The organism is Flavobacterium lacustre, from assembly GCF_027474525.2.
In the GTDB taxonomy this organism is placed as follows: Bacteria; Bacteroidota; Bacteroidia; order Flavobacteriales; family Flavobacteriaceae; genus Flavobacterium; species Flavobacterium lacustre.
Window position 1 is genome coordinate 2,327,720 of record NZ_CP114882.2, and the last position, 12,428, is coordinate 2,340,147.

The following is a 12,428-nucleotide window of genomic DNA, read 5'->3' on the forward strand; positions in this document are numbered from 1 at the left end:
GACATTATTATTTTCTTTTGGTTTCTCCAAACCACCATTTGGCTTTGTATATTTTTTTCTTTAAACCAAATTTTTTGATGCTATATTTCTTAATATGTTCTACTAATTCCTCCACGGAATCAGTTACAAAAAGCAACTTCATATCTTCTTGACTGATGCTTTCATTTTTTTCCATGATTTTAATGTGATGCCATAATTCTTTATGATATTTTGTGTCAAAAACAACCAAGGGGAATCCATTAATCATTTTGGTCTGAATTAAGGTTAGCGCTTCAAATAATTCATCTAAAGTTCCAATTCCTCCCGGCATAACAATAAACGCATAGGAATATTTGACAAGAATCACTTTGCGCACAAAAAAATAAGGAATGTAAATCCATTTGTGTAAATAAGGATTGGGTTTTTGCTCAATAGGCAGAATGATATTACAACCTACAGAGTAACCACCTGCTTCATAAGCTCCTTTATTTGCTGCTTCCATGATTCCGGGGCCTCCACCTGTCATTACCGTAAATCCAAGTTTTGCCATTTCGGCTCCAATTTTTTCTGCATTTTGATAATGTGCAGTTTCAGGACCAAAACGCGCCGAGCCAAAAACAGTGACACAAGGTCCGATAAAATGCATTCTACGAAACGCCTTGATAAAGTTATATTGAACCTTGAATGTAAAAAGCAGGTTTTTAATTCGAGTCAAAGGTTCTGTAACGAATAATGACTCTGATTTTGATAGTCGATATCGAGGTGAATTTTTCATAAGCTATTATAAAGTTAGCTAACTTTTTTATAACTCCAAACTGCTAAACCATTTAAAATAAAAGCGTACATGAAAATTATAAAAAATTGAAACGATATATCCGAAAAAGTGGCGCCTTTGAGCATAACCATCCTGATGATTTCTACAAAATACCGAATAGGGTTGAACAAAGTTATATTTTGTGCCCATTCCGGCATACTTTCTATCGGTGTAAATAAACCGCTCATTAAGATAAAAATCACCATAAAAAACCAAGCAATAAACATGGCTTGCTGTTGGGTTTCGGTATGGTTTGAAATGAATAAACCAATGCCTAAAATTACCAATAAATAAACAGATGTAAACATATAAATCAGACCAATATTCCCCAAAATTGGAACATAAAAAACGATTTTGGCGATGGTTAACCCTACTGTTAAAATCACTAATCCCAACACCCAAAAAGGGAATAATTTGCCAATAATAAATTGGTGTTTTTTGATTGGCGTAACATTGATTTGTTCCAAAGTTCCAATTTCTTTTTCCCGTACAATATTCATCGAAGACAGAAAAAGTGTAATCATCGTAACCAATAGCACTAAAATCCCCGGAACCATAAAGGTTTTATAGTTCAACGTATTGTTATACCAAAAAGAGGGAATAGTAACAATGTTTTGAGGTTGCACCAAAGTGCCATCAGTATATTGAAACAGTTTGGTTTGCAAATTCTGATTGAATTCGGTGATAATCTGTGAAACATATACATTTTCTATTCCTGCAGCCGCACCATCAATGGCATTAATACTTACAGATAGACTTGTTTTTTTCTCTTTGATGAGGTTGCGTTCAAAATGATTTGGAATTTCGAGAATGACATCGACTTTTCCTTTTTGCATTTCTTGATTGGCTTTGACTTTTGAATCAAAACTTTCAATTATTTTGAAATAACTAGATGCTTGAAATTTAGAAATTAATGCTCTTGAAGCTACGGAATGATCGTGGTCAATATATGAAAATTGGATGTTTTTGACCTCAAAACTGGCGGCATTAGACAATATCAATAATTGCATCAAGGGCATGACAAATATAATAGGCAGCATTGCTTTATTTCTAAAGATTTGTCTGAATTCCTTTTGGACGATAAATAGTATTGTTTTCATTTTTATATCGCTAAAACATCAAGTTTTATTAATTTATAAGCACATCTCACTTTTCACATCTCACTCTTCACATCTCACTCTTTAAAATTGTCATTCTAATCTGATTTTATATTTTTTAATACTCAATACAATGAAAAACACGGTCATTCCCAATAAAATCAATGTCTCTTTCCAAATCACGGCAATCGATGCCCCTTTGAGCATAATGGCTTTGATGATGATGATAAACCATTTGGCCGGAATAATATTGCTGATAATTTGCATTGGTAATGGCATGCTCGATATTGGAAAAATAAATCCCGAAAGAATGATGACTGGCAGCATTAATCCCATGAGCGAAATCATCATCGCGGTTTGTTGTGAATTTGAAACCGTAGAAATCAATATTCCTAACGAGAGTGCCGAAACGATAAACAAAATACTTTCGAAAGCCAGTAAAAGTAAGCTTCCTTCAAGCGGCATTTTGAAGACAAAGAACCCTAAAAGTACAATTATTGTAGCATTGATTATCGAAAGAAAAATATAGGGAAATACTTTACCAATGATTACTTGGAAAGGTTTTAAAGGCGAAACCAACAGCACTTCCATAGTTCCCAGTTCTTTTTCTCGGGTGATCGAAATTGAGGTCATCATGGCCGAAACCAACATTAAAATTATGGTCATTACACCAGGAACAAAGGTGAAAACGCTTTTCAATTCGGGATTATAATACAATTGAGTTTGGGCTTGTATTTGATAATTTCCTGGAGTAGTTTTATTTATTTCCTGTGTGTAATTTTGTAAAATGGCATTCACATAATTTGTGATTGTATTGGCAATATTGGGATCTGTAGCATCTGTTATGACTTGGACTTTTGCCAGTTTTTGAGTTTGCAGATTTTTGATGAAATGGTTTTCAAAAACAAGGACTGCTTTTACTTTACCTTTTTTGAAAATGCTTTCAATTTGGTTTTCATTCGTAATTTCCTCTTGAATATTAAAATACTTGGAAGCATTGATTTTATTTATTATTTTTTGCGTTTCAGTATCTTTTGACTGGTCTAAAATAGCAATGTTTACATTGTTGATTTCATTGGTAATGGCAAAACCAAAAAGCATAATTTGTACTACGGGCATCCCAAAAAGAATGAACATAGTGCGTTTATCCCGAAAAATATGGTAGAATTCTTTTGTTACAAAACCGATGAATCTTTTCATTGCTAATTTTTTTTGGACTTCAATAGTTTGCTGTTTTATTCGATGTTTCTCGCTAATTTCAAAAAAACATCGTTCATTGAAGCCACATCGAATTGTTTTTTTAAGTTTTTTGGCGAATCCAAAGCCTCAATTTTACCTTCAACCATGATAGAAACGCGGTCACAATATTCGGCTTCATCCATGTAATGTGTCGTTACAAAAATGGTTGTTCCTTTATTCGCTTCGGCATAAATCATTTCCCAAAATTGTCTTCGGGTTATGGGATCCACGCCACCTGTTGGCTCGTCCAGAAATACAATTTTAGGTTCGTGTAATAAAGCAACAGAAAAAGATAATTTTTGTTTCCAACCCAACGGTAATGCACCAACTAATTTATCAGCGACTTCTTCGAGTCCTAATTCCCGAATCAGTTCGACTGTTTTTTGTTTAATTTGAATGCGGCTTAATCCATAAATTCCGCCAAAAAAAGTAATGTTTTCTTTAATGGTCAAATCATCATACATAGAAAATTTTTGACTCATGTAACCAATGCTTTTCTTCACCATTTCCGACTGCATTTTGATATCAAAACCCGCAACTAAAGCTTCGCCTGAAGTAGGTTTTGAAATTCCGATAAGCATTTTCATTGCCGTAGTTTTTCCGGCTCCATTAGCGCCTAGAAATCCAAAAATCTCTCCTTTATTGACTTCAAATGAAATACTGTTGACCGCGGTGAAACTTCCAAAAGTTTTGGTGAGGTTTTTTACGGTTATGATTTTTTCTTGGCTCAAAATTACTGTTGTATTGCTGTCAAATCCATGAATACGTCTTCGATTGTCGGATTTGAAATGTGAATTTCTATTTCGCTGTGCTTTTTATTTTGAAGATAATCCAGTAGTTCCTCGCTATTAAAATCTGCTTTTTTATCGATATAATGAATGTATTCTCCAAAGGCAAAAACGCTGTATTGACTTGGATACTGTTTCAAATCCAGAATAAGTTGATGCATGTTTTTGGCCCGAATATCATAAATAGTTTTATCATAATTGCTGATGATATTTTTCGGACTGTCAATTTTCAGGATTTTTCCTTTTTGGATTAAAGCGATTCTGTCACACAATGCAGCTTCGTCCATGTAAGGTGTAGAAACTAAGATTGTAATTCCTTTTTGCTGTAAGCGCTTGAGCATTTCCCAAAATTCTTTTCGCGAAACGGGATCAACTCCTGTGGTGGGTTCATCCAGAAACAACACTTTTGGTTTGTGTATTAAAGCGCAACATAAAGCCAATTTTTGTTTCATTCCTCCCGAAAGTGCTCCAGCTCTTCTCTTTTTGAAAGGCTCAATCTGAATGTAAATTTCTTTGATTAAATCGTAATTTTCTTCAATCGTAGTCCCGAAAATAGTGGCAAAAAACGTTAAGTTTTCTTCTACAGATAAATCTTGGTACAACGAAAATTTACCGGGCATATATCCCACAGCATTCCGAATGGATTTATACTCTTTAACCACATCAAAACCCGCTACAGAAACGGTTCCTTGGTTCGCCAATAATAGCGTAGTCAGTATCCTGAAAATAGTGCTTTTCCCTGCGCCATCCGGTCCTATTAGTCCAAATAATTCACCTTCTTCTACGGTAAAAGAAATATCCTCAACCGCTTTGATGTTGTTGTAGGATTTAGAAATATTTTGGACAATTATACTCATACAATGATAATTTCAAAAAATCAATTTAAATTTCCCCTCCTTTTTAAGTTTAAAGGGCTATCCACATTTCAGCAGGCATTCCAATTTTTAAACTCCCGTTATTTTTTACCTTCACCTTCACAGCATACACTAAATTGGCACGCTCTTCTTTTGTTTGAATGATTTTTGGCGTAAACTCAGCAGTTGATGCAATCCAAGAAATAGTTCCCGGATACGATTTCATTTCCTTTTCGGCATCTATTTTTACTGTAACCGTTTGTCCAACTTTTATTTGTGCCAATTGGGTTTCGCTGACATAAACACGCAAAGTCATTTCGGAAATATCGGCAATTTTATAGAGTGGTTTTCCAAAAGCAGTTACTTCATTGGGTTCAGCATATTTGGCTAAAACGGTTCCCTTTATCGGATTTATAATTTTGCTTTTCTGAATTTGATCATCGATTTTTTCAATCTGTATATCAATTGATTGGGCTTCATTTGCAATCGGTGCGTTTTGCGTTCCAACGCTTTTTATTTGCTCTTGCAAAACATTTACTTTTCCAATGACTTCATCCACTTGACGTTTAGTAGCAGCATTTTCGGCAAACATATTTTGAATCCTTTTTTGTTCTGTCAAAGTCGTTTTGAGTTGCTCTTTCAAGACATTAATTTGAGACAATACATTGCTTGATTTAGAAAGAATGGTACTTTTTGAAGCGATTAATTGTTGTTTGTTAAAATACAATTGGGTGGTATCGACTAATCCAACTTGCATATTGGGCTCCAAAACATCACCTTCTTCGAGTTTTAAATAATCAATTTTTCCGTTGGCTTCCGCCGAAATGGTTACTTCTGTAGCCTCAAAATTGCCATATCCATCCGCTTTTTCATTGTTCTTAGAGCAAGAAATCAGACTGATTAAGATAAATAATGTAAGTGTAGTTTTCATTTTTTTTGAGTATAGATTTCAATATTTTAAATTAATTTCCTTTAGTAATCTGATAATTTGCTTTGGCCAAAGCCAACTGAATTTCATGTACTTTCTGATTGATTTTGGCTTCGAATAAGTTCGTCAATTCTACTAAAAATTCAGAGGAAGTGATGACTCCGTTGCGCAATTGTGCGTCCGATGATTGTACTACAGCTTCTCGTAAAGCAATTATTTCAGCATCGGCGGTTATAATGGCATCCGCTTTATTAATCTCATTTTCCATTTCCTGTAATTGCAAGTTGTTATTTAACAGAAAGGTTTCTTTTTCGGTAGTCACAATTTCTTTGGAGATTGAAAGTGCTTGTTTTTCGGTTTTCGATTTGTTCCAGTCAAACACATTCCAATTCGCTTTTAATCCAAGCATATAAAAGGTTTGAAACGAATTATCCAGCATATTTAAACCGGGATTTCCGTAACCTGCTTGTCCAAATGCGTTTACTTTTGGCAGATTATTTTTTGAAATCACTTCTTTTGAAATTTCAATTTGTTGGTTTTGTAAATCGAATAATTTCAATTCCGGACGCGAATTATCTTTGGTAAAATCAGATGAAATACTGGGTTTTTCTAAAGCTGTATTTTCATTTAAAGGAGCTGAAATCAAGGTAGCTAAATTTGCGGTCATTCTTTTTTTATCAAATTGAATTTCGGTGAGTTGTTGTTTGATTTTTAAATTTTCGGCTTCCAAAACTTTTTCTGACGATGGAAGCAGCGCACCAAATTTAACTCCCGATTTTACTTCTTTGATTTTTAAATTCAGCTGTTCTTGTTTCGAAATTAAAATTGCTTTTCGTTCCTGTAATACTAAAACAGCAAAATACAACTGATTGATTTTGGTCTTAATTTGATACAAATTGACTTCAACCTGTTGTTGCTGAGTTTTGGTTTGAGCCACTTTCAGTTTGGCATTTGTGTCAATCATATCGCCATTATATAATAATTGATTCACATCTAAAGTTGCTCTGTATTGGTCTTTATTCAGTGGAGTTACGTTAGGCATAACAATGGGTAAACCGGTCACATCAGATTGATACGTTGCTTGGGCATTTACATCTATTTTAGGCAATTTCCCTTTGTTTAGCGCTTCAATTTCATAATTTGATTTCTGTTGTAATAATTCAGTTTGTTTGGCTAACGGATAGTTTTTATTGGCCAAAGCATAACAATCTTCCAATGTAATTTTCTGTTGTGAATACGAAAATTGGATGATAAAAATTAAAAAAAGTAGACTTAATCGTTTCATTTTTTTATAGAATTAATGATTTGTTCGGCAATGCTGGTTTTTCGTTCCTCCATCAATTGATCAAATTCTGAATCGGAGATTTGAATGATACTTTTGACCATCATTTGCGCAGCAAAAGGAAAAACGGTCATCGAAAATATATCTAATACTAATTGTTTTGGTTGAATGGGTTTTAGAATTCCCAGCGCGATTTCTTTTTCAATTTGCGAAATCAACAAACTTGGATTCGGTCTGTTATTATGATTCATAAATTTCATGACAAATTCCGGATTATTGTTCATTTCCTGAATGACAAATTGGGGTATGAATGGGTGATCAATTACAAATGAAATGTAGCTGAATGTAAATTTTCTTATTTTTTCGAAAACACTTTCATCCGAATTAAAAATCATATTTATCTGTGGTGCTAATTGGCTGAATACTTTCATAAAAACGGCTTCAAACAGCAATTGTTTGTTTTTGAAACAATAATGCAACATGGCTTTGTTGATGCCTGCTTCGTCTGCTATTTCTTGCATTCGCGCTCCGGCAAAACCCTTTTTCTGGAATACGATTCGAGCAGCATCAAATATTTTTTCTTCGGTTGTCATTGTGATTTAACTATATGGTTTAACCATTTGGTTAACAAAGGTATTTAAAAAAAGTATTTAATAATGAAATACTTTTTATTTTTTTTATAATTTGGCTTTTATTTCCAATTCAGTTGAAGCGCAAAACTGGTTTTCTCTTCTTTGGTAATACTGAAAATCGTAGTCTCGTCTGCGGTATTTTCATGAATTACGACTTTATCTTTTAAAGATAATTCTTTGAGGAAATTCATCTCAAAGCTTTTGATTCCTTGTTTTAAAATTAATTTTTCGTCTACCAAATCCAAGCACCATTCTAAGTATTTTACATTATTGGCATGATTGACAATGTCTAAATCCGATAAGAAAACAGTTCTTTCAAAAACCATTTCTTTCTCGTGAGTAATATTAATTTTCGAAAAAGTTGCTGCAGTTGCTTTGTTATCGGGATACAATTCAAAATGCTCGTAAGGCAAAGCCAAAGGTTCTGGTCTGCGTTTTTCGGTATTGAAAACAGCCCAAAAGGTTTCGGAACCCACAATCTTTTTACCATTTACATACATTTCTAAAGCCCGGACAGAACGTGAATTTTCTAAGGAATTAATCCATGTTTTTACGGTAACCGTGTCACGCCATTTTGGTAATTCGGTGATTTCAACGCGCATTCGGCTCAATACCCAAGCCTGATTGAATTCCTGCATATCCGAAAAACTGATTCCTCCAATTTCAGAGTGGGCCGCTGCGGTTAGTTGTAATAGATTACATAATTCAGTGTATTTTAAGTAGCCATTTGGAGCGCATTGTGTGAAGTTTATTTCCCAATCTTTGCTTAAAATGGAGGTGAAATTTGGTGAAATTGGCATAGGTATAATTATGAATTATGAATTTTTTCGGTGATATACTTTATAATTTTATTTCTGTCCTCCAGATAATCAAACCATTTGGTGTTTTCGGTTCGTTTGAACCAAGTGAGTTGACGTTTAGAGAATCTTCGGGTATTTTTTTTGATTTCTTCTATGGCAAAAGGCAAACTGAAATCACCGTCAAAATAACTGAATAATTCACGATAACCTACGGTTTGTAAGGCATTCAAAGTTTTGTTTGGATATAGTTTTTCGGCTTCCGCCAAAAGGCCTTCGTTCATCATTATGTCCACACGTTGATTGATTCGGTTATAGATAATACTTCTTTCGGCTTCTAATCCGATGAGAATAGGAGTGAAGTTGCGGTTGTTTTTCTTTTGGTTTAAAAAAGAAGAATACGGTTTTCCGGTTCCGATGCATACTTCTACAAAGCGCATCATGCGTTGCGGATTTTGTAAAGTTTGTGGATTTTCGGCATTTATTTTTTCAAAATAGGCAGGATCTAATGTCTGGAGTTGGTTTTGCAAATAGCTGATTCCTGATTTTTCGTAATTTGCAGTTACATCTAATCGCACAGAAGAATCAATATCCGGGAATTCGTCAAAACCTTTGAGAATGGCATCTACATATAAGCCGGAACCGCCTACGAGAATTGCATAATCGTTGGTTTGATACAGTTCGTTAAGTTTTGTAATGGCTTCTTTTTCGAAATCACCTACAGTATAGTCTTCGAAAATCGATTTGTTTTGGATGAAATGATGGGTCGCTGAAGCTAATTCTTCGGGAGAAGGAACTGCGGTACCGATGGTCATTTCTTTGAAAAACTGACGGCTGTCACACGAAATAATGTCGCATTTGAACTGTTGTGCCAGAGCGATGCTCAGGGATGTTTTCCCGATTGCTGTTGGTCCGATAATGGTAATTAAGTATTTCATTGTTTTTAGCCCAGATAGTAACGGAAACCCCGCAGGAAGAAAAACATCTTTTGTGACGAGGAGTTACAGTGTATAGCTGGATTAGCTTCAGGTTATTAATTATTTTTTAATTCTGCACCGCAATGATAGCAGAATTTGGCATTGTATTCATGACCTTCTGTTCCGCAGGAAGCACAAGGATTTAATTTATCGGGAGCTGAATTTTTAGTGTTATTTTTTGAGAATTCGGCCGTGACAATTCCGGTAGGAACGGCGATGACGCCATACCCCATAATCATCACTAACGATGCGATGAATTGCCCTAAAGGCGTGATGGGCGAAATGTCTCCGTAACCTACTGTTGTGAGCGTGACGATAGTCCAGTAAATGCTGGTGGGAATGCTGGTAAAACCACTTTCTTTGCCTTCAACAACGTACATTATTGAGCCGATTAATATGCTGCTGATGATCATAAAATAGATGAAAATGAGGATTTTTCCTCTACTGGCAATCAAAGCTTCTTTGAGATGGATGGATTGGCTGGAGAATTTGGGATGTTTTAAAATTTTGAATAATCGCAGCAAACGCAAGGCACGAACAACGGTTAATATGCTGGCTCCAACAAGAAAAAAGGACAAATACATGGGTAATGTGGCGATTAAATCGATGATGCCATAGAAACTGAAAATGTATTTGATTGGTTTTTTTATTGAGATGATTCTCAATAGGTATTCGAGAGTAAAAAAAATGGTTATAATCCATTCTAAAACAATAAGTTGGGCGTGGTATTTTGTATCAAAACCAGCGACTGTTTCGAGCATAACGATTAATACGCTGATGAGTATTATTCCTAAAAGTACGAGGTCAAACAGTCTGCCTGAAGCGGTATTTGTTCCGTATATTACCGTGTTTGTTTTTTCCCTGAAAATTTCAAATTTTGATTTTATTTTTTCCATATTTATTTGATGATTAATAAAATACGATTAAAATTTCAAGATTTTTAATGTTTTGCTTTTTCGGATATGACCTTGAATAATACTTTTTACATCCCGGTTATTTTGCATCGGAATCAGGATGTTTTTCAGGATTTCGATATTGGTGATTTGGTAATTTAAATTATAAAAAGCATAGCCTTTGTAGATTCCGTTTTCAATTAAAACTGCGGAGCGTTCGTTGACGGTTCTGCCTCTGTCGATTAATACCATATTTTGGTTTTCGAAACTGTTTTTGTCAATGAATTCCTGAATTCTGGCATTGTATTCTTCGGTAGAGATTTTGCCAATGCAAGCGCCGTCACACTCTTTTATTTTATATTGAAAACAGTCTTTTTTGGTTTGATATAATCCGGTTAATTTTTGGCATAAGTGATACTCAGCAGTAATTCGGAACAATGAATTCTTCCCTTCCTGCAAAGTAGTAAACGAGGTTATTTCTTTTTTCCGACCGTCGGCTTTTTGTAGTTTTAAATTCAAATAGCCGTTAGTATCTTTTTCGGCATACAAAGCCCATTCAAAAATGCTCTTGCGTTGCGCTCTGTTGTGTATGGGTTTGTTGATTTTTATTTCTTCACTTTCCTTCAAAAGAGCTATCAATTCGCTTCCGGTTTCTTCATAGGTTACTGCAAAAACTTCGGTTTGAATTTTTTTGCATTTGGTTGTAGTTCCTGTAAAATGTTGGTTGATGCGTTTTTTGATGTTTCGGCTTTTGCCAATGTAAATCAGCTTTCCTTTTTCATTATGCACATAATAGATTCCAGTTCTTGAAGGCAAATGTTCTACAATGTCGAGTAATTTGGGCGAAATTCCTTTCTCGATTTCAAGTTTAATGAAATCTTTCACAATTTCTTTGGTCAGATCTTTTTCTAACAACATCTGGAAGAGCTTTGTAGTTGCTAAGGCGTCTCCACTTGCTCTGTGCCTGTCTGCCATAGGAATTCCCAAAGCGCGAACTAATTTTCCTAAACTGTACGAAGGTTGTTCCGGTATTAATTTTTTGGAAAGTTCAACGGTACAAATGGTTTTAGCTTGAAAATCATATCCTAATCTTCGGAATTCTGTTCTCAAAATTCGGTAATCAAAAGAGGCGTTGTGCGCTACAATCACACAATCATTTGTCATTTCGATAATGCGTTTGGCCACTTCAAAGAACTTTGGAGCGGAGCGTAACATGGCATTATTTATCCCAGTTAGTTTTACTACAAATGGCTGAATTGGAATTTCAGGATTGACTAAACTAATGAATTGATCCACAATTTCATGACCATCAAATTTATAGATGGCGATTTCGGTGATTCCTTCTTCGTTAAATTGTCCTCCGGTGGTTTCTATGTCGAGTATTGCGTACAAATTCAGTGTTCGGTTTACAGTGTTCAGTTTTAGTAGCAGTTTTTAAATCTGAAATCAAAAAAAGGTACTTTTATCAAAAATCAAATTATCGTCCCCCAAATATACTACTTCCTATCCGAACCATTGTACTTCCGCAGTCAATAGCGAGTTTATAATCGCCAGACATTCCCATAGAAATAGTGTTCAGTTGTAAGTTATCAGTCTCCGTGGATTTTAAATTATCAAAGATAGATTTCAAATGGGTAAATTCCTTCTTAATTTGGTTTTGATTATCTGTAAAAGTAGCCATCCCCATTAATCCAACAATTCGAATGTTTTTATAAACTTCGCTATTTTGTGTGATGAATTGAATAACTCCATTTAATTCATCTTCATCTAGACCAAATTTACTTTCCTCTTCGGCAATATATACTTGAAGCAAACAATCGATAATTCTATTGTTTTTTTGTGCCTGTCTGTTGATTTCGTGTAGTAATTTCAAACTATCCACGCCGTGAATCAAACTTACAAAAGGCGCCATAAATTTGACCTTGTTCGTTTGTACATGACCAATCATGTGCCATTGAATATCTTTGGGCATGGCTTCCCATTTTTCGGCCATTTCCTGGATTTTGTTTTCACCAAAAATACGTTGTCCTGCTTCATAAGCTTCCATCAAATCCGAAATGGGTTTGGTTTTTGAAACAGCAACTAGCGTTACTTGTTCCGGTAATGTTGCTTTTATGGCAAGTAAATTTTGTTCTATAGACATGTGTC

13 protein-coding genes are annotated in these 12,428 nt (G+C 34.8%); all 13 read right to left on the bottom strand.

Annotated elements, in window-relative coordinates:
- Positions 1–7: 7 nt before the first annotated feature.
- Positions 8–754: an LOG family protein gene (locus O6P34_RS10085; protein WP_269684385.1), complete on the bottom strand. Its 747-nt coding sequence runs from the start codon at positions 752–754 to the stop codon at positions 8–10.
- 14 nt (positions 755–768) lie between these two features.
- Positions 769–1,893 carry an ABC transporter permease gene (locus tag O6P34_RS10090; protein ID WP_269684386.1) on the bottom strand — a complete coding sequence of 375 codons (1,125 nt, stop codon included), beginning with the start codon at positions 1,891–1,893 and terminating at the stop codon, positions 769–771.
- 90 nt (positions 1,894–1,983) lie between these two features.
- Positions 1,984–3,090, bottom strand: coding sequence for an ABC transporter permease (locus O6P34_RS10095; RefSeq protein WP_269684387.1), 1,107 nt, complete (start codon positions 3,088–3,090; stop codon positions 1,984–1,986).
- A 35-nt stretch (positions 3,091–3,125) separates the two neighbouring features.
- Positions 3,126–3,860 (bottom strand): ABC transporter ATP-binding protein, encoded by a 735-nt coding sequence (locus O6P34_RS10100; protein WP_269684388.1) that lies wholly within the window; start codon positions 3,858–3,860, stop codon positions 3,126–3,128.
- Between the two features lie 2 nt (positions 3,861–3,862).
- On the bottom strand, positions 3,863–4,774 hold the full coding sequence (locus O6P34_RS10105; protein WP_269684389.1) for an ABC transporter ATP-binding protein: 912 nt from the start codon (positions 4,772–4,774) through the stop codon (positions 3,863–3,865).
- Between the two features lie 49 nt (positions 4,775–4,823).
- Positions 4,824–5,702 carry an HlyD family secretion protein gene (locus tag O6P34_RS10110; RefSeq protein WP_269684390.1) on the bottom strand — a complete coding sequence of 293 codons (879 nt, stop codon included), beginning with the start codon at positions 5,700–5,702 and terminating at the stop codon, positions 4,824–4,826.
- A 31-nt stretch (positions 5,703–5,733) separates the two neighbouring features.
- Positions 5,734–6,984 (bottom strand): TolC family protein, encoded by a 1,251-nt coding sequence (locus O6P34_RS10115; protein ID WP_269684391.1) that lies wholly within the window; start codon positions 6,982–6,984, stop codon positions 5,734–5,736.
- Positions 6,981–7,574 (bottom strand): TetR/AcrR family transcriptional regulator, encoded by a 594-nt coding sequence (locus tag O6P34_RS10120; RefSeq protein ID WP_269684392.1) that lies wholly within the window; start codon positions 7,572–7,574, stop codon positions 6,981–6,983. Before O6P34_RS10120 ends, O6P34_RS10115 begins: the two co-directional genes overlap by 4 nt.
- 98 nt (positions 7,575–7,672) lie before the next feature.
- Entirely contained in the window at positions 7,673–8,413 is a 741-nt protein-coding gene (locus O6P34_RS10125; protein ID WP_269684393.1) for an acyl-[acyl-carrier-protein] thioesterase, read from the bottom strand.
- Positions 8,414–8,421: 8 nt separating this feature from the next.
- On the bottom strand, positions 8,422–9,348 hold the full coding sequence (gene miaA, locus O6P34_RS10130) for a tRNA (adenosine(37)-N6)-dimethylallyltransferase MiaA (protein WP_269684394.1): 927 nt from the start codon (positions 9,346–9,348) through the stop codon (positions 8,422–8,424).
- Between the two features lie 95 nt (positions 9,349–9,443).
- On the bottom strand, positions 9,444–10,283 hold the full coding sequence (locus O6P34_RS10135) for an ion transporter (RefSeq protein ID WP_269684395.1): 840 nt from the start codon (positions 10,281–10,283) through the stop codon (positions 9,444–9,446).
- A 27-nt stretch (positions 10,284–10,310) separates the two neighbouring features.
- The gene (locus O6P34_RS10140) at positions 10,311–11,672 is read right to left on the bottom strand and encodes an exonuclease domain-containing protein (protein WP_269684396.1); all 1,362 of its coding nucleotides are present in this window, start codon (positions 11,670–11,672) and stop codon (positions 10,311–10,313) included.
- A gap of 85 nt (positions 11,673–11,757) precedes the next feature.
- On the bottom strand, positions 11,758–12,423 hold the full coding sequence (locus tag O6P34_RS10145) for a YggS family pyridoxal phosphate-dependent enzyme (RefSeq protein WP_269684397.1): 666 nt from the start codon (positions 12,421–12,423) through the stop codon (positions 11,758–11,760).
- Between the last annotated feature and the right edge of the window lie 5 nt (positions 12,424–12,428).